This is a genomic window from Roseicyclus sediminis (assembly GCF_025515305.1).
GTDB classification, from domain to species: Bacteria; Pseudomonadota; Alphaproteobacteria; order Rhodobacterales; family Rhodobacteraceae; genus Roseibacterium; species Roseibacterium sediminis.
In genome coordinates this window covers 78,576-95,532 of sequence record NZ_JAOPHT010000015.1, presented here as the reverse complement: position 1 = coordinate 95,532, position 16,957 = coordinate 78,576, and the positions used below count along the sequence as shown (strand labels likewise).

At 68.2% G+C, this 16,957-nt stretch carries 19 protein-coding genes; 2 read left to right on the top strand and 17 right to left on the bottom strand.

The genetic code is table 11. The annotated features are described in order from the left end of the window. Positions 1–23: 23 nt before the first annotated feature. Positions 24–1,700 carry a formate--tetrahydrofolate ligase gene (locus N8I71_RS16720; protein WP_262879150.1) on the bottom strand — a complete coding sequence of 559 codons (1,677 nt, stop codon included), beginning with the start codon at positions 1,698–1,700 and terminating at the stop codon, positions 24–26. Between the two features lie 331 nt (positions 1,701–2,031). Next, positions 2,032–2,646, bottom strand: a complete 615-nt coding sequence (locus tag N8I71_RS16715; protein WP_262879149.1) for an MOSC domain-containing protein — start codon at positions 2,644–2,646, stop codon at positions 2,032–2,034. Positions 2,647–2,821: 175 nt separating this feature from the next. Here N8I71_RS16715 and N8I71_RS16710 point away from each other — a divergent pair, with 175 nt between their 5' ends. Beyond that, a complete protein-coding gene (locus N8I71_RS16710) occupies positions 2,822–3,112 on the top strand; it encodes a sll1863 family stress response protein (RefSeq protein ID WP_262879148.1) in 291 nt (96 codons plus the stop codon). 69 nt (positions 3,113–3,181) lie between these two features. Here N8I71_RS16710 and N8I71_RS16705 read toward each other — a convergent pair whose 3' ends face one another. From N8I71_RS16705 to ruvC, 14 genes are all read right to left on the bottom strand, one after another. Beyond that, the gene (locus N8I71_RS16705) at positions 3,182–3,673 is read right to left on the bottom strand and encodes a hypothetical protein (protein WP_262879147.1); all 492 of its coding nucleotides are present in this window, start codon (positions 3,671–3,673) and stop codon (positions 3,182–3,184) included. A gap of 229 nt (positions 3,674–3,902) precedes the next feature. Then, a complete protein-coding gene (ftsH, locus tag N8I71_RS16700; RefSeq protein ID WP_262879146.1) occupies positions 3,903–5,825 on the bottom strand; it encodes an ATP-dependent zinc metalloprotease FtsH in 1,923 nt (640 codons plus the stop codon). 77 nt (positions 5,826–5,902) lie between these two features. Continuing rightward, entirely contained in the window at positions 5,903–7,258 is a 1,356-nt protein-coding gene (tilS, locus tag N8I71_RS16695) for a tRNA lysidine(34) synthetase TilS (RefSeq protein WP_262879145.1), read from the bottom strand. Further along, entirely contained in the window at positions 7,255–8,088 is an 834-nt protein-coding gene (ybgF, locus tag N8I71_RS16690) for a tol-pal system protein YbgF (protein ID WP_262879144.1), read from the bottom strand. The genes tilS and ybgF overlap by 4 nt, the downstream gene beginning before the upstream one ends. A 4-nt stretch (positions 8,089–8,092) precedes the next feature. Continuing rightward, on the bottom strand, positions 8,093–8,605 hold the full coding sequence (gene pal / locus N8I71_RS16685; protein WP_262879143.1) for a peptidoglycan-associated lipoprotein Pal: 513 nt from the start codon (positions 8,603–8,605) through the stop codon (positions 8,093–8,095). A gap of 83 nt (positions 8,606–8,688) precedes the next feature. Then, the gene (tolB, locus tag N8I71_RS16680; RefSeq protein WP_406676178.1) at positions 8,689–10,011 is read right to left on the bottom strand and encodes a Tol-Pal system beta propeller repeat protein TolB; all 1,323 of its coding nucleotides are present in this window, start codon (positions 10,009–10,011) and stop codon (positions 8,689–8,691) included. Positions 10,012–10,072: 61 nt separating this feature from the next. Further along, the gene (locus N8I71_RS16675; protein WP_262879142.1) at positions 10,073–11,212 is read right to left on the bottom strand and encodes a hypothetical protein; all 1,140 of its coding nucleotides are present in this window, start codon (positions 11,210–11,212) and stop codon (positions 10,073–10,075) included. Between the two features lie 7 nt (positions 11,213–11,219). Next, positions 11,220–11,693: a protein TolR gene (tolR, locus tag N8I71_RS16670; RefSeq protein WP_262879141.1), complete on the bottom strand. Its 474-nt coding sequence runs from the start codon at positions 11,691–11,693 to the stop codon at positions 11,220–11,222. Continuing rightward, the gene (gene tolQ, locus N8I71_RS16665) at positions 11,693–12,385 is read right to left on the bottom strand and encodes a protein TolQ (RefSeq protein WP_262879140.1); all 693 of its coding nucleotides are present in this window, start codon (positions 12,383–12,385) and stop codon (positions 11,693–11,695) included. Before tolQ ends, tolR begins: the two co-directional genes overlap by 1 nt. 109 nt (positions 12,386–12,494) lie before the next feature. Next, positions 12,495–12,908 carry a tol-pal system-associated acyl-CoA thioesterase gene (gene ybgC, locus N8I71_RS16660; protein WP_262879139.1) on the bottom strand — a complete coding sequence of 138 codons (414 nt, stop codon included), beginning with the start codon at positions 12,906–12,908 and terminating at the stop codon, positions 12,495–12,497. A 39-nt stretch (positions 12,909–12,947) separates the two neighbouring features. Next, positions 12,948–13,613 carry a hypothetical protein gene (locus N8I71_RS16655; protein WP_262879138.1) on the bottom strand — a complete coding sequence of 222 codons (666 nt, stop codon included), beginning with the start codon at positions 13,611–13,613 and terminating at the stop codon, positions 12,948–12,950. Positions 13,614–13,783: 170 nt separating this feature from the next. Then, positions 13,784–14,806, bottom strand: coding sequence for a Holliday junction branch migration DNA helicase RuvB (ruvB, locus tag N8I71_RS16650; RefSeq protein ID WP_262879137.1), 1,023 nt, complete (start codon positions 14,804–14,806; stop codon positions 13,784–13,786). A 46-nt stretch (positions 14,807–14,852) separates the two neighbouring features. Then, positions 14,853–15,500 carry a Holliday junction branch migration protein RuvA gene (ruvA, locus tag N8I71_RS16645; protein WP_262879136.1) on the bottom strand — a complete coding sequence of 216 codons (648 nt, stop codon included), beginning with the start codon at positions 15,498–15,500 and terminating at the stop codon, positions 14,853–14,855. Beyond that, positions 15,497–16,006 (bottom strand): crossover junction endodeoxyribonuclease RuvC, encoded by a 510-nt coding sequence (gene ruvC / locus N8I71_RS16640; RefSeq protein ID WP_262879157.1) that lies wholly within the window; start codon positions 16,004–16,006, stop codon positions 15,497–15,499. Before ruvC ends, ruvA begins: the two co-directional genes overlap by 4 nt. A 361-nt stretch (positions 16,007–16,367) precedes the next feature. Between ruvC and N8I71_RS16635 the strand changes: the two genes are divergently transcribed. Then, complete coding sequence (locus N8I71_RS16635) at positions 16,368–16,556, top strand: DUF1127 domain-containing protein (RefSeq protein WP_406676174.1); 189 nt, start codon at positions 16,368–16,370, stop codon at positions 16,554–16,556. A gap of 123 nt (positions 16,557–16,679) precedes the next feature. Here N8I71_RS16635 and N8I71_RS16630 read toward each other — a convergent pair whose 3' ends face one another. Next, entirely contained in the window at positions 16,680–16,880 is a 201-nt protein-coding gene (locus N8I71_RS16630) for a hypothetical protein (RefSeq protein ID WP_262879134.1), read from the bottom strand. Between the last annotated feature and the right edge of the window lie 77 nt (positions 16,881–16,957).

Sequence of the window (16,957 nt, the reverse complement as noted above, 5' to 3'; positions counted from 1 at the left end):
TGCCCCGGCACGGGCGGTCCGGCTCAGAACAGCCCCTCGATAAGACCCGCCTCGTTCAGGCGGATCGTCTCGGAGGCCGGCACCCTGGGCAGGCCGGGCATTGTCATGATCTCCCCGCAGATCACAACGACGAACCCCGCCCCCGCCGACAGGCGCACCTCGCGCACCGGCAAGGTATGCCCTTCCGGCGCACCGCGCAGGTTGGGGTCGGTCGAGAAGGAATACTGCGTCTTGGCCATGCACACGGGCAGGTGGCCATAGCCCTGTTCCTCCCATTCCTTCAGCTGGTCGCGCACCTTCTTGTCGGCGATGACCTCGCTGGCGTGGTAGATCGACTTGGCGATGCGCTCGATCTTCTCGAAGAGCGGCATCTCGTCGGGATAGAGCGGCGCGAACTGGGCCTTGCCGCTGTCGGCGAGTTCCGCCACGCGGCGCGCCATTTCCTCGATCCCGGCACTGCCCTCGGCCCAATGGCGACAAAGGATCGCCTCCGATCCCTGGGCCTCGACATAGGCCTTAACCGCCGCGATCTCGGCCTCGGTGTCGCCTGCGAAATGGTTGATGCCGACCACGACCGGCACGCCGAAACCCTTCACGTTGCGGATGTGCCGCCCGAGGTTGGCGCAGCCCTTTTCGACCGCCGCCACGTTCTCCGCCCCGAGATCGGCCTTCGCCACGCCGCCGTTCATCTTCATCGCGCGGACAGTCGCCACGATCACCACCGCATCGGGCGCAAGGCCCGCCTTGCGGCACTTGATGTTCATGAATTTCTCGGCCCCGAGGTCGGCCCCGAAGCCTGCCTCCGTCACCACGTAGTCGGCCAGTTTAAGCGCCGTCTTCGTCGCGATGACCGAGTTGCATCCATGGGCGATGTTGGCGAATGGCCCGCCGTGGACGAAGGCCGGATTGTTCTCGAGCGTCTGCACGAGGTTCGGCTGCATCGCGTCCTTCAGAAGCACCGTCATCGCCCCGTCCGCCTTGATGTCGCGGCAATAGATGGGCGAGCGGTCACGGCGGTAGGCCACGATCATGTCGCCCAGCCGCCGCTCGAGGTCCTTGAGGTCGGAGGCGAGGCAGAGGATCGCCATGACCTCGGAGGCCACGGTGATGTCGAAGCCGGTCTGCCGCGGAAAGCCGTTCGCCACACCGCCGAGCGAGGTCACGATGTCCCGCAGCGCCCGGTCGTTCATGTCGAGGACGCGACGCCACGCGACGCGCCGCTCGTCGATCTCAAGCTCGTTGCCCCAGTAGATGTGGTTGTCGATCATCGCCGACAGAAGGTTGTGGGCCGACGTGATGGCGTGGAAATCGCCGGTGAAATGAAGGTTCATGTCCTCCATGGGGACGACCTGCGCATAGCCGCCGCCGGCAGCGCCTCCCTTCATCCCGAAGTTCGGGCCCAGCGAGGCCTCGCGGATGCAGATGGCGGCCTTCTTGCCGATCCGGTTCAGCCCGTCGCCGAGCCCGACGGTCGTCGTCGTCTTGCCCTCGCCCGCTGGCGTCGGGTTGATCGCGGTCACGAGGATGAGCTTGCCGTTCGGCCGATCCTTCAGCCCCTCGATGAAGTCCTGCCCGACCTTGGCCTTGTCGTGGCCGTAGGGCAATAGCGCCTCGCCCGGAATGCCGAGCCTCGCGCCGATCTCCTGGATCGGCTGCTTGTTCGCGGCACGCGCGATTTCGATGTCGGTCTTGAACGCCATGGTCAGCGGCTCCCCTCCGCGAATTCGGGTCTCCACTCGCCTATAACGGGCATGTCGGAGCATGACAGGACCGATAACGACACTTCCCCCCACCTTCCCGTCAATCGCGTTTCCGAAAGGAATTTCCTGCGAGAAAACGGAACGCGGGCGGACTCGGGTAAGGGTTGGTTAGGGCTCCCATGAGACACAGGACCCAAGGGACGCGGAATCGCGCAAGGAGGTCCGCCAGATGGCCAGGGTCATGGCAGCTGTGTTCGTTTTTTCCGGTGTCGTCCTCGGGATGACGGCGGCGGTCGCGTTTCTCATCACAGTCTGACGCGCATCGCGCCACTCAGGGCCGCGCGCCCCTGGCGCGGGCTTCGGCGAGATGCGGCCAGGGCGGCTGGTCGGGAACGTGCAGGCGCAACCTTGCGCCGATCGCGATGCTTCCCTCTCTTTCGACCCACGCCGTTACACCGCGCCGCCCCTCGGCCGCCGGCTTCAACGCCTTCCCGTATCCGGGATGCGCCGCTTCGATCTCGCGGGCGACCAGCAAACAGGGTCGGTTCTCCATATCGATCGTCAGGGTCGCGCCGCTCTCCTCGTCCTGCAGTCGAGAGGAGGGTGGGACATGGGTGAAATCGGGGATCCCGCGCAGGACGATCGTCGCGCCGAACCAGGTCGGATCGAGCCTCGGCAGGCCCATCCGCGTTGCGATGGCGTCGAGGTCCTCCTCCGACACGATCGAGACCTGCCTCACGTTCCGGATCTCGGTGCCCTTGGGGTACTGCGACGTGACACGGCTGTCGGACGGGCGGGTCAGGCCGGCATGGCTCTCGCCCTCCGGGCCGTCGAACCCCAGCCGAAGGATATCCCTCGGCGCACTCCTCAGCGCGGCGGCGCGGTCGGGCGTGACGCCTAGCCAGATGACTTCTGCGACATGCCGGGTGGGAACGAGGGCGGGCATGGAAACTCCTTCGTTGTCGGATCGGCCCCAGTTTCATCGGGCGGCGCGGTCGCCCACAACCCGAATCCTGCGTCTTTGCGCATCCTGCGCGAGCGCGCGCGCATTCGTCGCCCCCCATGCAACCCTGACGTGCTACACTGACGCCATTGGCAACCCACAGAAAACCGGAGGATCCATGAGCAAGCAGGACGATTTCATGGCCGAAGCGAAGGCAAAACTCGACCAGTGGCATGGCGAGATGAAGAAGATGCAGGACAAGATGATGGAGGCCGGCGCGCAGGGTCAGCAGCAGATGATGAAGCAATGGGAGGAGATGAACGCCCAGCGCAAGAAGATCGAGGCCCAGATGGAAGAGATGGGAAAGGCCAACATGGAGGCCGCAAAGGAAGTCCAGAAATCCATGCAGGACGCGTGGAAGAACATGGAAAAAAGCATGGAAGAGGCCCGCAAGAAGTTCATGCCGTGATGCGATGCGGCGTGTGATCACGAGGACGGCCTCGCGCCTGGCGGGGCCGTCCCCGCGGGCGCTCCGGGATCACTTCCGCCGGTCGGTATCCTGCCGGCCGCGCGCGATATAGGCGTCGACCATGGCATAGGTCGACGGCATGAAATGACCCATGGGCCGGTTCTCGGCCCACCAGGCCGCGCCGCCCGGTGAGGTCAGCATCTCGATGAAATAGTTCGTCAGGGCGTCTTCCAGGCCGACCAGTTTGCGCGGAAGCGCGTCGTTATGCTTGGCGAAGTTTCCGTAGATGTGGATGCCCTGCTCCAGGTAGAGGCCGAAGCGCCGCTTGTCGGAAGGGCTGAGACCGTCGTAATCCGCGTGCCCCCGCTCGACCATGTCGGCAAACTCGGCATCATGCGTCTGACCCTTGTAGGCGACGAGCGTCTCCAGCAACTCACGCCAGTTGGTCAATTCCGTCTGCTTGCGTGTCTGGCGGATCTCCCAGGCGAGGACCGCCACGGTAACCATGACGCCAAGCGCGGCGAGCACATCGGCGATCGGGGCGAATTCGACAAGCGACATGGAGCGGTTGGCCTCTGGCTGGATCGGCAGGGGTCGAGGCTAGGCCCTGCTCTCGGCAACACAAGAAAAAAACGGGTCTCGGAACACCATTCAGAACCCCTTGGCCTTCCCCCGAACGACGCCGATTGCGGCCATGCATGGACCCGAGCCCTGCCGGGATGGGTGCATCGCCTGCCGCCCAACGAAAAAGGCCCCGCCGTAGCGGGGCCTCTCTCAAGTCTGGCATGGATCACTCGGCCGGCGTCGGATCGGGTTCCGCACCGCCATCGGAGTCCGACTTCGGCTTCCGCGTCTTCGGCACGGCCGTCAGCGAGGGGGTCCCGCCCGAGGTCGAGGTGTCGTTGCTGTCGTCTCCGCGGTTCAGCGGCTCGCCGTTGATGACCTTCTGGATTTCCGATCCCGTAAGGGTTTCGTATTCCAGCAGGCCCTGGGCAAGGCGCTCGAGGTCGTCGCGCTTCTCCGTCAGGATCCGCTTGGCGGTCTCGTAGCCTTCGTCCACCAGTTTCTTCACCTCCGCGTCGATGCGCTTCTGCATCTCCTCGGAGTGGTTGGTGCCGCCGCCATAGGCGCCGAGATAGCTTTGCTGTTCGTTGGCGTAGTCGATGTAGCCGAGGTCCTCGGCATAGCCGAACTGCGTGACCATCGCGCGCGCGATCTTCGACACCTGCTGGATGTCGGAGGCGGCGCCGCTGGTCACGTTCTCCTTGCCGAACACAAGCTCCTCTGCCACGCGGCCGCCCATCGCCATGGCGATCTTGGAGGTATACTTCGTGTAGCTCACCGAGAGCTGGTCACGCTCGGGCAGCGACAGGACGAGGCCAAGTGCGCGGCCGCGCGGGATGATCGTCGCCTTGTGGATCGGATCGTGCTGCGGAACGTTGAGGCCGACGATGGCGTGCCCCGCCTCGTGGTAGGCGGTCAGCTTCTTCTCGTCCTCGGTCATGACCATGGAGCGGCGCTCGGCCCCCATCATGACCTTGTCCTTGGCGCTTTCGAAGTCTTCCATCGTCACGAAGCGACGGTTTACGCGAGCGGCCATCAGCGCCGCCTCGTTCACGAGGTTGGCGAGGTCCGCGCCCGAAAAGCCGGGCGTGCCGCGCGCGATGATGCGAAGGTCCACGTCGGGGCCCAGCGGCACCTTGCGGGCATGGACGCCGAGGATGCGCTCGCGGCCGCGGATGTCCGGGTTCGGCACCTGCACCTGGCGGTCGAAACGGCCGGGACGCAGAAGCGCGGGGTCGAGCACGTCGGGGCGGTTGGTGGCCGCGACGATGATGATGCCCTCGTTCGCCTCGAAGCCGTCCATCTCGACCAGAAGCTGGTTCAGCGTCTGCTCGCGCTCGTCATTGCCGCCGCCGTAGCCCACGCCACGCGATCGTCCCACGGCGTCGATCTCGTCGATGAAGACGATGCAGGGGGCGTTCTTCTTGGCCTGTTCGAACATGTCGCGCACGCGGCTGGCGCCGACGCCCACGAACATCTCGACGAAGTCGGAGCCCGAGATGGTGAAGAACGGCACACCCGCCTCGCCCGCGATGGCGCGTGCAAGCAGCGTCTTACCGGTACCGGGAGGACCGACCAGCAGCGCGCCTTTGGGGATCTTGCCGCCGAGGCGCGAGAACTTCTGAGGATTGCGCAGGAACTCGACGATTTCCTCGAGCTCCTCCTTGGCCTCGTCGATGCCCGCGACGTCGTCGAAGGTGACGCGCCCGTGCTTCTCGGTCAGAAGCTTGGCCTTGGACTTGCCGAAACCCATGGCGCCGCCGCGTCCGCCGCCCTGCATCCGGTTCATGAAGAAGATCCAGATGCCGATGAGGACCAGAACCGGCAGCCACAGCGACAGCACGGACAGGAAGCCCGACTGCTCCTGCGGCGTCGCCTCGATCCGCACGTCGTTCTGCAAGAGCACTTCGGTCGTGTTCGCGTCCGAAGGGGCGACGGTCGAATAGGCGCCATCGGTGGTCAGGAACTGCACGCGCTCGCCATCGAGCGTGGCACTCTGGACCTGCCCGTTCTCCACCTGCTGGATGAAGTCGGAATAGGGGACCGAGCGCGCGTTCATCTGTGTCTGGCCGCCCGAGAAGAGGTTGAACAGCGCAAGGATCAACAGGAACAGGATCACCCAGAATGCGACGTTTCTCGCGTTGCCCAAGGGAAGTCTCCTCAAAAATGCCTGCACGGCGCATCCGCGCTCATGCTCTGCTTAAGATAGAGATGGAGGCGGGGACTTCAACGCGATTTCAGGGATGCGACGAATCGGCCAAGCGGCGGGCGGAACTCCGCCACGGCCGTGGAACCGTGGCCGAGCGGTGGACAGGCGACCAGATCCGGCCCGCCGAAGACGGCCGGCATCGTCCGGGCGATGGCGTGGCGGAGGGTCGCGCGCGCCCCTTCCGGCAACTGGGACCATCCGTCGTCGCCCAGCGCACGCAGGGTCAGGCCCGCGATTTCCGGGCCATGAACCATCCAGCGGCCGTCCCACAATTGCGCCGGTCCGGTGGGAACCTCATGGCCTGCAACGGCGGCATATTCGCGGAAGATTTCCAGATGCTCCCGCGTGACGGCGAGCTGCGCCCCCGAGAGCGTCCCGCCACCCCCCGCCAGCGCCCGGTCGAGCAACGCCTCCAGCGGGGCCGCGCGGGGGCGGTATTCGCTTCCGCCCACCCATTGAAGCGCAGCGGCCAGGAGGCGCAGCTGCGTATCGCGCTCGACGCGGGCGAAGGCGTCGCGCACGATCCGGAGAACGCCGATCGCCTCGCTCTCGACGACCTCTTGGGCGACGCTGGCCGCGCGGGCCTCCAGCGCCTCGCGGGCGCGGGCAAGCCGCGTGGCGGTCGCCGCGATCTCCGCGCCGCCGATGCCGAGCCCGGCCAGCGCGGCCCGCGCCCGCGCGCGGTCGAACCGCGGATCGTCGTTCGACGGGTCGTCGACGTAGGGAACCTTGAGGGTATCGGCGTAGTGGCGAAGCTCCGCGCGGGCTTCGCCGAGGAGTGGCCGGATGACGTGAAAGCCGGCACCATCCTCCGGCATGTCGCCGACGGGACGAGGCCGATCCGGCGGGGTCGCGGTCCGGGTGACATCCTCTGCCGCCAGTGGCGCAGGCGCGCCCGGATGCGGCCGCACAAGACGCCGGTCCGCCATCGCGGACAGTCCCTCCACACCCGAACCACGGGCGAGACGCATGAGGAAGGTTTCTGCCACATCGTCCTGCGTGTGGGCGAACAGGACATGCCCGATCCCGCCTCGCCACCGGTCGATGAGCGCGAGCCGCCCGCGCCTTGCGGCGTCCTGCAGGTTGCCCTGCCCGTCCCAGTGCCAGCGCAGCGTCGCGTGCGGATGGCCGAGGGCGGCGCATTCCGCGGCGACCATCGCGGCCTCGCCGGCGCTCTCGGGTCGTAGCCCGTGATCGACGGTCACCACCCAGATCCGCACCCCCATGGGACGCGCCCAGCCATGGGCCAGCGCCAGCATCGCCATGGAGTCACCGCCGCCCGAGACGGCAAGCGCGATGTCGGATGGAAAGTCCGGCCCGAGCAGTGCGCCCATCCGGGCCGCGAAACGGTCGGACAGGCTGTCTTCGCTCACGAACAGCCGAGGCGGAACCGCTCGGCCTCGGCCGCGGCCACGGACGGATCGTTCGGATAGCGCACCCCGACCTCCGCCAGTGTGACGCAGGCCTCCTCGATCTGGCCGATCCGACCCAGCGACACGCCGAGCGCCGTCAGCGCCGCGGGCGCCCTCTGGCCGTCGGGGGCCGCGGTGAAGCTGTCCAGATAGGCGCGGGCCGCCCGGTTCCACGAGCCTTGCTGCGCCTCGGCCTCGCCGCGCAGGAAATGCGCCTCGGCACTGAGGGGGCCGCCCGGGTAGGTCTGGGTGAAGGCCTCGAACGCCGCCGCGGCGGTGGCGTAATCGCCCGCGTCGAAGGCGGCCTGCGCACGGTCAAAATCGTCCCGCTCGGCCACGGCGAGCTGCGGACCTTCTCCGCCGCCCGAGGGTGTGACGGGGGCGATGGGCGCCGCGCCGGTGGGCTCGACACCGCCGAGATTGGGCGTCTCGCCCAGGCTGCCGATGTCGCAATCCGCCTCCAGCTCGCAGAGCCGGAACTCGAGGTCGCCCACCCGGTTGGTGCCATCGCGCACGACCCTGTCGACGCGGATCTGCAGGTCCTCGGTCAGCGCCGTCAGACGCTGCAACTCGGCCTCGAGCGCATCCATACGCTGCAGGACGGACCCGCTGGCGCCGGTCCCGGTGGCACCGCCCGTCGTGTTGAGCTCTCGGCCCAGCCGCTGCAGCTCGACGAAAAGGACCGACAGTTCCTGCCGGATATCGGCAAGCGTCTGGGTCCGGTCCTGCGCCAGCGCCCCGCCCGGAAGGGCAAGGGCGGCGCAGAGGAGGGCGGCGGCCAGCCGGCGCATCGGATCAGGCCCCCGGACCCGCCGAGATCACCGTGACGGCGCGGCGGTTCTGCATGTAGCAGGCCTCTTCCGAACAGATCTCGATCGGGCGTTCCTTGCCGTAGCTGATGGTCCTCAGGCGCGCATCCGGCACGCCCTGGGCCACGAGGTAGTCGCGCACGGCCGAGGCGCGGCGAGCGCCGAGGGCGAGGTTGTATTCGCGCGTGCCCTGTTCGTCGGCATGCCCCTCGATCAGGGCCGAGTATTCGGGGTTCGAAAGAAGCCAGGTGGCCTGCTGGTCCAGCGTGGCCATCGCCGACGCGCCAAGCGTGGACTGGTCCACGGCGAAAAGAACGCGGTCGCCCACCACGGTGTTGAAGTAGGCGGGGCTGCGTGGGTCGGAGGCGCTGCCGGCAAGGCCGTCGGCGCCCACGCCGCCGGCGCCCGCGCCGCCCATCATGCCGCGGGAACAGCCTGTGAGGGCCAGTGCCGCGCAAAGTACGATAACGCCGGTCTTGGAAATGCTGAGAAGTGCCATGTGCTCGGGATCCTCGGGTTCGGTATTTTCGGTGAAGGTATCATGCCGGGGGCCAAGCCGTCCATCGGCGCCCCCGGCCTCGGTCATTGTAGGGGCGACCAGGCCGGATCGGAGGCCATGCCGGGCGTCGCCACCCGCTGCAGGTTCCGCCCCGTGAGGTCGACGGAGTAGACCGCCGGTGCGCCATCCGTGCCCGCCGTCTCGCGGGTGAACATGATGACGCGGCCGTTCGGCGCCCAGGTCGGCCCCTCGTCGAGGAAGGAGGCCGTCAGAAGGCGCTCCTCGGAGCCGTCGGTGCGCATCACGCCGATGTGGAAACGGCCCGCTTCCTGCTTGGTGAAGGCGATGTAGTCGCCCCGCGGGCTCCAGACGGGCGTGCCGTAGCGGCCGGTGCCGCGGCTGATCCGGGTCGCCTCGCCGCCCGCGGCGGACATGACGTAGATCTGCTGCGTCCCTGTCCGGTCACTCTCGAAGACGATCTGGCGGCCGTCGGGAGAGAAGCTCGGCGCGGTCTCGATCGAGGGCGCATTGGTCAGCTGCGTGCGCTGCCCGGTGGCAAGTTCGAGAAGGAAGATATCGGTGTTCCCGCCCTGCTCCATCGAGAAGACGACCCGGTTTCCGTCCGGCGAGAAGCGCGGCGCGAAGGTCATGTTGCCGGCCGGGATCGCCTCGAGCGGGCGGCGGGTGACGGTGGCGACATCCATCAGGTAGACCTGCGGGCTGCCGCTTTCGTAGCTGGTGTAGAGGATGCGGTCGCCCTGGGGACTGAACCGCGGCGCCAGCACGAGCGAGCGGCTGTCCGTCAGGAACTGCACGTTCGCCCCGTCGTAGTCCATGATGGCGAGCCGCTTCAGCCGCGCGTTCTTCGGCCCTTCCTCGTGGATGAACACCACGCGGGTGTCGAAATAGCCGCTTTCGCCGGTGATCCGCTCGTAAACCTCGTCGGCGACCGTATGCGCCATGCGCCGCCAGCTGGCGGCGTCGCCCACGAATTGCAGCCCTTCGCCCAGCGGCGCCTGGCTGAACACGTCGAAAAGGCGGAAGCGCACAACGATCTGCTGACCGCGCGTCTCCACTTCACCGGTGATCAGCGCCTGGGCGTTGATCGCCATCCAGTCGGGATACTGGATCGGGCTGTCGAAGCTCGTGACCTGGGAGATGTAGGCATCGGGCGGGATCTGACGGAAAAGGCCCGTGCCGCGCAGGTCGGCGGCGATGACCCGCGTGATGTCCTGCGCCACGTCGGACGCGCCCGCCCCCTCGGCGAGGAAGGTCGGCAGCGCGAAGGGCAGAGGCTCGATCACGCCTTCGGTGATCTCCAGCCGGAGCGGACCCTGCGCGCTCACCGGCATGGGCGTGACCGCGAAGAGCGCGGCTCCGACAAGAATTGCGATACGTTTCAACATGAACACACCTCCTGCCGCCAGGGCGGCGTCGGTTCCACGGACGAGGGGCTGCGCGCAAAGCTCATCTCAGCCGCATCCCCTCGGGGTTGAAGACCAGTTCCACCTGCCGCCATTGGTCGTAGCTTTCCTCGGGCAGGTCATATCCGTTCGCGCCGCAGCGGATGATCGCACGGCGGGCGGCCTCGTAGGCCTGTTGCGCGGCGGTCTCGGAGCCGCCGGAAAACTCGAGAAGACGCAGGCTCGCCTGCTCGGGACGTCCGTCGCGCGACATGTCGAAGGCGACGACGACCGTGGTCCCGAGCGCCTCGGTCGACAGCGCGCCGACGTTCCAGCAGCCCTGCACGGCGATGCGGAACCCGTCGCGCGCGCCCTGGCTGAGCGGCGGTCCGGAGGGCGCGGAGGGGGCCGCTGCGGTCTCGGTCGCCACGGCATCGGCCACGGCGCTGGCGATGGCGTCGGCCAGCGGATCCGCGGGTTCGGGTGTCGGTTCCGGCGTCGGTTCGGGCGTCGGCTCCGGAGCGGCGGCGGTCTCGACCGGAGGTGCCGGGCGCGCGGGACGCGGCGGCGGGCGGATCGAGGCCACGGGCGCGACGGGGCCGCCCGAGGGCGTCTCGGCCTCGGTCACGATTTCGGTCGTCGCCTCCTCGGGCGCGGTCTCGGGAGCCTCCTCGGCCGGGGCCTCGCTCGTGTCCGGGCTGACGGGCTGGTCGAGGACTTCGGGCGCAGTCTCCACTTCCGGCTCCGGTGCGGGGGCGGGCACCGGTGCGATGCGGGGCGCCTCGCGCGGCGTGGGCGTTTCGGAGGGCGGCAGGTCGGGCGCGCCCGACGGCGTCGGCAAGGCGGCGATCGTGTCGGTGACCTCGGCCTGCGGCGCCTGGGGCGCGGGCGGGGTCGGCTGAACTTCCGGCTCGGGCTCGGGTGCCGGCTCGGGCTCCGCCACGGGAGGCGGAGGCTCTTCCGGCGCGGGCGGCTCGGGCGCGGCGGTCTCCTCGACCTGCGGCGGGGCCACGGGCGTCTCGAGCGCGACAGGCGTCTGTTCCACCCCGGCGGTCAGCGCCTCGAATTCGGCGGTCGACAGGAGGGTTACCCCGGTCACCTGGAACTCCGTCTCGGGGCTGTCGCGGAGCAAGCTCCCGCCGAACGCGACCCAAAGCAGGATCGCGGCATGGATCGCCGTCGATGCGTAGAGCGACCGGCGCACGTTGTCCTCACTCTCCCGTTCCGTCGAGCCTTGGTCCGCCCGAATCCGTGACGAGGCCGATCTCGCGGAACCCGCCCGCATTCAGCGCCCCCATCACCATCATGACCCGCTCATAGGGGATCGATCCGTCGGCGCGCAGGAAGATGCGCGCGCTGTCGCGTTCCGCCGCGACGGCCTGAAGGCGTGCGACAAGCTCGGCCATCGGAACCTCGGTCGTCTGCACCATCACCGTGCCATCGGGCGTCAGCGTCACGGTCAGAGGCTCTTCCTCCTCGGAGGGCAGCGCCTCGGCGGAGGTGTCGGGCAGATCGATCGGCACGCCCACCGTCATCAGCGGGGCCGCGACCATGAAGATGATCAGAAGGCACAGCATCACGTCCACGAAGGGCGTGACGTTGATCTCGGACATGGGCTTCGTGCCGCGGGTTCCCCTGCCCCTGCGGCGGCGCGGCCCCGCCTTCTGAGCGACGGCGGCGCCCATCAGTCGAGCTGCCGCGACAGGAGGGTGGAAAACTCGTCGGCGAAGCTTTCGTAGCTCGAAACAAGGCTGTCGGCGTCACTCGACAGCTTGTTGTAGAAAATCACCGCCGGGATCGCCGCGAGAAGACCGAGGCCCGTCGCAAGGAGCGCCTCGGCGATACCGGGCGCCACGACGGCGAGCGAGGTGTTGCCCGAGATCGCGATCTCCTGAAACGAGCGCATGATGCCCCAGACCGTGCCGAACAGCCCGACGAAGGGGGCCGTCGCCCCTGTCGTGGCGAGGAAGTTCAGCCCCTTTGTCAGCCGCTCGCTCTCGCGGGCGATGGCCACGTCCATGGAGCGGTCGACGCGCTGCTGCACGCCGGGGATCAGAACGCCATCATCGCGCAGCGAGCGACGCCACTCGGTCATGCCGGCCACGAAAACGCGCTCGGACGCGCTCGAGGGCGCGGCCGCGACCTGATCGTAGAGCTCGTCGAGCGGCTCCCCCGACCAGAATGCGGCGTCGAAGGCCTGAACATTGGCCCGCGAGCGGCGATACATGGCGTATTTGGAAAAGGTGATCGCCCAGACGTAGACCGACGCCACGATGAGCGCGATCATGACGAGCTGGACGGTGATTGTCGCGCGGAAGAACAGCGCAATGACGGTAAAATCCGCCTCCTGCGCCATGGCGAGCGTTTCAGTTTCCATCGGTGATCTGCAGTCCTCTGGCCCGGCCTCGGTCACGGGCGCTATTTTTATCGCGCCTCATTAAGTGCCAGTTTACCAGCTTCCAACGGGGTTTGCGAACACTTCTCGGTCACATGCCGTCATCTGCCGTGATCGCGGCCAGTTTTGCGCGAATATCCGCCGGAAGGCGTGTCGCGCGGCCCTGCCGGTCCAGGACGACCACCCTCACCAGAGCCTGGAGCAGCACCTCCTCGCCGCGAAGGACGCGCTGCGGCATGTCGAAACTGGCCCCCTTGAGGCCGGAGGCCCGCGTCTCGACGATCAGCTCGTCCTCGAAATGCGCGGGCTTCAGGTAATCCGCCTCGACCCGCCGCACGGCGAAGACAAAGCCCTGCGCCTTCATCTCCAGCTGGCTGATGCCCGCCTCGCGCACCATTTCGGAACGGCCGCGCTCGAGAAACCGAAGGTAATTGGCGTAATAGACGATCCCCGCGAGATCGGTGTCCTCGTAGTAGACGCGGAGGGGATGGCGGTGGACCTTCATGGCCCCGACCATTCCGGGCGCGGCGGGAGGCGTCAAGCGCTACTGCGGCCGAGGCAGGCGTGCGGCGAGCCGAAGCGCGTGGGCGGGATCCGTGGCGGCGACCGGCAGGACGGGATCGTAGGCCGCGCGGATCAGATCGGCGATCTGCGGCTTGAGGATGGCGGGGCCACCTTCGGACAGGACCGCCAGCGGCGACGCGCCGACGAATGCGGTGTCGGACCAAAGGAGGATCGTCTGCACCGCCTGGCTGAGCGCGATGGTCTCGGCCGGGACCTGCGCCATCTCCGCATCCATGCGGACGAAGACAAAGGCCGCCTTGATGCCGCCGTCCGCATCGAAGCGGAAGGCGCGGTACTGGTTGGCGTCCACCGAGGCGAGCCGCCCGACCGTTCCGGCGAGATCGGGCAGGAGACGGTCGAGCCCGGGTGTCTCGGTCAGCTCAGCCCAATCGCGGATGAAGAAGACCATAAGGTTGGCGCCAAGCTCGGGGTCGGTGTCGGTCATCCGGTGACCCGCGAGCGCCGTCACCGCCTCGATCGCGCCTTTCAGGGTCGAAACGGTCGCATCCTCGACCCCGAAGACGACGGGCGCGAGCGGCCGGCCCCAGCGGGCGAACAGGAATTGTCGGTCCGCCCGCGTGAAGAGCGCGGCGATCTCGTCTGGCGACAGGGGCGCGAGGGAGGCGTCGGGGGCAGGATCGGACATCGGGTGGCACATTTCGCCCGCGGGGCAAGCGGGGTCAAGGGAGCAGAGGGCGGTCCCGCGGACCTCGCGGGCAGGGTCGTCCCGCTGCGCGGGCCGACCCGCGGGGGGCGCTGCCCCCCGGACCCCCCGGCGTATTTGAGGAAAGATGAAGAAGGGGGCCGCCGGGCGTGTCAGAACAGGTCGCGTTGCTCGGGCCGCCCGGGCTCGGGCAGGCCCAGATGCGCCCAGCCCTTCGTGGCCAGCATCCGGCCCCGCGGGGTCCGCGCGATGAGGCCCTGCTGCAGGAGGTAGGGCTCGATCACCTCCTCCAGCGCATCGCGGGGTTCCGCCAGCGCGGCGGCGATGGTCTCGATCCCCACCGGACCGCCGCCGTAATTCTCCGCGATGAGGGTGAGATAGCGCCGGTCGGCCGCGTCGAGGCCGAGCTTGTCCACGCCCAGCCTGGTCAGCGCCGCGTCCGCGATGGACCGCGAGAGCCGTCCGTCGCCCTCCACCAGGGCGAAGTCGATGACCCGGCGCAGGAGCCGCCCGGCGATCCGCGGTGTCCCACGGGCGCGTCCCGCGATCTCGCGTGTGCCCTCCGGCTCCGCCTCGATCCCGGCGAGGCGGGCGCCGCGGGCCACGATATGGTTGAGCTCGTCCACGTTGTAGAAGTTCAGCCGCGTCGGGATGCCGAACCGGTCCCTGAGCGGCGTGGTCAGAAGCCCGAGCCGGGTCGTCGCCCCGATCAGGGTGAAGGGCTGAAGCTCGATCCGCACGGTGCGCGCGGCGGGCCCCTCGCCGATCACGAGGTCAAGCTCGAAATCCTCGAGCGCGGGGTAGAGGATTTCCTCCACCACCGGGTTCAGGCGGTGGATCTCGTCGATGAAGAGAACGTCCCGCGCGTCGAGATTTGTCAGGATCGCCGCGAGGTCGCCGGCCCGCGCCAGGACCGGACCGCTCGTCATGCGGAAGTTGACGCCCAGCTCGCGCGCCATGATCTGGGCCAGCGTCGTCTTGCCGAGGCCGGGCGGGCCGTGGAACAGGACGTGGTCCATCGCCTCCCCGCGCCGCTTCGCACTTTCGGTGAAAACGCGGAGATTCGCGCGCGCCTCCTCCTGCCCGATGAAGTCGTCGAGGCTTTGAGGCCGAAGCGCGCGGTCGGCGTCCTCGGGCAGGCGGTCGGGGCGAAGGGTCGGATCGGGGTCGGTCATCGTCGTCCCTTATGGCCGAGGTCCGGCGCGCGGACCAGCCGTGGCCCTAGTCCTTCGGCGCGAGAAGTTTCAGCGCGGCCCGGATCAGGGCGGGTGTCTCGGCCCCGGGCGCATCGCCGGCGGCAGATGCCACGGCCCGCGCCGCATCCGCCGGCGCATAGCCGAGGTTCTGCAACGCCGAGAGCGCCTCGGCCTGGGCCGAGCTCTTCGCGGCGGGCCTGGCTGGTGATGCGGCCGGCGTCTCGTCGGGCATCAAGACGACGCCATCCTCCGCGCCGCCCATGGCCATGGCGGCCGGCGCCTTGTCCTTCAGCTCGTTCACCACGCGCTGCGCGAGCTTCGGCCCCACGCCCGGCGCGGCCTTGACCGCGCCCCAGTCGCCCAGCGCCACGGCCCGGCCCACGCCTTCGGCCCCGAGTGTGCCGAGGATCGCCATGGAGGCCTTGGCCCCGACCCCCTGCACGGAGACGAGCAGCCGGTGCCATTCCCTTTCGAACGGGGTCAGGAAGCCGAAGAGCTGCAAGAGGTCCTCGCGCACCAGAAGCTCGGTATAGAGCGACACCACCTCGCCGCGGGGCGGCAGGGCCATGCGCGTGCGGTCCGAGCAATGGACGACGTATCCGACGCCACCCACATCGATCAGCACGTGATCGGGACCGGCATGGTCGAGGCGGCCTGTCAGCTTGCCTATCATGCCCCGCCCCCCGCCGCGACCGCGCGCGCCAGCCTGTCCGAACTGCGGGAATGGAAGGCGTGGCAGAGCGCCAGCGCAAGCGCGTCCGCCGCGTCGGGCCCGACCGGGTCGGCCCCCGGAAGCTGCATCCGCACCATGTGGTCGATCTGCCGCTTTTCGGCGTGGCCCGCGCCGACCACCGCCTTCTTCACCGCGTTGGGCGCATATTCCGCGACCGGTATACCGGCGGCCGCGGGGACCAGCATCGCCACCCCGCGCGCCTGGCCCAGCTTCAGCGTGCCCGCCCCGTCACGGTTGACGAAGGTCATCTCGACCGCCGCGGCGTCCGGCGCGTGCTCGGCCACGACGGCGGTGAGCTGCTGGTGAAGCGACAGGAGCCTGAGCGCGAGATCGGTCCCTTCGGAACGGCATTGCCCGTTGGCGACATGGCGCAGGCGGCCCGACACGTGCTCGATGACGCCCCAGCCGAGGCAACGGAGGCCCGGATCGATCCCGATGATGCGCATATGTGCCCGTGCCTGCCCGTGCCTGTCAGCCTGTTGCGGCGTTTCCGCACCACTAGCACGAAAGGCGAACATCTGCCAAGCGCGGACCGTTTCCGACACCTTGGCCGGCACCGCCGACATCGCGGTTTCTGCGTGTGCGAAATGCGTCGTTTCGATGTCGGAAAGCGACACGTTGGCGAGCGGATTCCTGTCTATTTTTCATAGAGTTACGCCGGGCTCGAGCTATGCAACGGCAGCAAGGAACCCATGCAGAAATGTCATTTGTGCACCTGCACCGACATCCCTATTTGCGGCTCGTCGGCAACACGACGTTGATCGACAGGACATCCGACGACCGGAAAGGATTGCACCGATGGCCATCATGACCAACCGCCCCCTTGGCGCAGGGTTCCGCGCCACCCGCGTTCTTGCCGAGATCGTCGGCCGGATCGCAGCCTGGAACGACGCCCGCGTGACCCGCAAGGCGCTGTCGCAGCTTTCGGACCGTGAGCTCGACGACCTCGGCCTCGTTCGCGGCGACATCGACGAGATCGCCTCGGGCCACCGCTGAGGCACCCGGCCTTCGTCCCGCGAGGGAAGTCTGTTCCGGCAAGAATAAGGGCGCTCGAGGGGAAACCCCGAGCGCCCTTTTATTCATGAAATCGCGTTCGACAGCGCCGGAAATGGCGCCAAGTCAGGCGAGCGCGGGAAACGTGCCGGTCTCGAGCGCGGTCGCGACCGACACGATGACACGGTAAATGTATTGGTAGGCGTCCACGATCCGGTTCGAAACGAGATCGGGAGCCAGGATGAGACCCGCCGCCCGCTCGAACTGGTTGCCGTTGAGTAGTTGCGACACCGCGGCGCCGTAAACGTCGTCGCCGAGTGTCCACATGAGGTACGATTTTACGAGGACGGTAACGATACAGGCAAGGATCACCCCCTTGATGGGGAACCCGAAACGGAGCCGTT

What these genes read in the sequence shown, in the direction of transcription:
- ybgC (WP_262879139.1), bottom strand. Translation starts at nt 12,908, where the DNA reads ATGAAGGTCCACCGCCATCCCCTCCGCGTCTACTACGAGGACACCGAT.
- ybgF (WP_262879144.1), bottom strand. Translation starts at nt 8,088, where the DNA reads ATGCGCCGGCTGGCCGCCGCCCTCCTCTGCGCCGCCCTTGCCCTTCCG.
- N8I71_RS16705 (WP_262879147.1), bottom strand. Translation starts at nt 3,673, where the DNA reads ATGTCGCTTGTCGAATTCGCCCCGATCGCCGATGTGCTCGCCGCGCTT.
- tolR (WP_262879141.1), bottom strand. Translation starts at nt 11,693, where the DNA reads ATGGGCGCCGCCGTCGCTCAGAAGGCGGGGCCGCGCCGCCGCAGGGGC.
- N8I71_RS16715 (WP_262879149.1), bottom strand. Translation starts at nt 2,646, where the DNA reads ATGCCCGCCCTCGTTCCCACCCGGCATGTCGCAGAAGTCATCTGGCTA.
- N8I71_RS16710 (WP_262879148.1), top strand. Translation starts at nt 2,822, where the DNA reads ATGAGCAAGCAGGACGATTTCATGGCCGAAGCGAAGGCAAAACTCGAC.
- pal (WP_262879143.1), bottom strand. Translation starts at nt 8,605, where the DNA reads ATGGCACTTCTCAGCATTTCCAAGACCGGCGTTATCGTACTTTGCGCG.
- ruvA (WP_262879136.1), bottom strand. Translation starts at nt 15,500, where the DNA reads ATGATAGGCAAGCTGACAGGCCGCCTCGACCATGCCGGTCCCGATCAC.
- tolB (WP_406676178.1), bottom strand. Translation starts at nt 10,011, where the DNA reads ATGTTGAAACGTATCGCAATTCTTGTCGGAGCCGCGCTCTTCGCGGTC.
- ruvC (WP_262879157.1), bottom strand. Translation starts at nt 16,006, where the DNA reads ATGCGCATCATCGGGATCGATCCGGGCCTCCGTTGCCTCGGCTGGGGC.
- ruvB (WP_262879137.1), bottom strand. Translation starts at nt 14,806, where the DNA reads ATGACCGACCCCGATCCGACCCTTCGCCCCGACCGCCTGCCCGAGGAC.
- tolQ (WP_262879140.1), bottom strand. Translation starts at nt 12,385, where the DNA reads ATGGAAACTGAAACGCTCGCCATGGCGCAGGAGGCGGATTTTACCGTC.
- N8I71_RS16635 (WP_406676174.1), top strand. Translation starts at nt 16,368, where the DNA reads ATGACCAACCGCCCCCTTGGCGCAGGGTTCCGCGCCACCCGCGTTCTT.
- N8I71_RS16655 (WP_262879138.1), bottom strand. Translation starts at nt 13,613, where the DNA reads ATGTCCGATCCTGCCCCCGACGCCTCCCTCGCGCCCCTGTCGCCAGAC.
- N8I71_RS16720 (WP_262879150.1), bottom strand. Translation starts at nt 1,700, where the DNA reads ATGGCGTTCAAGACCGACATCGAAATCGCGCGTGCCGCGAACAAGCAG.
- N8I71_RS16630 (WP_262879134.1), bottom strand. Translation starts at nt 16,880, where the DNA reads ATGTGGACACTCGGCGACGACGTTTACGGCGCCGCGGTGTCGCAACTA.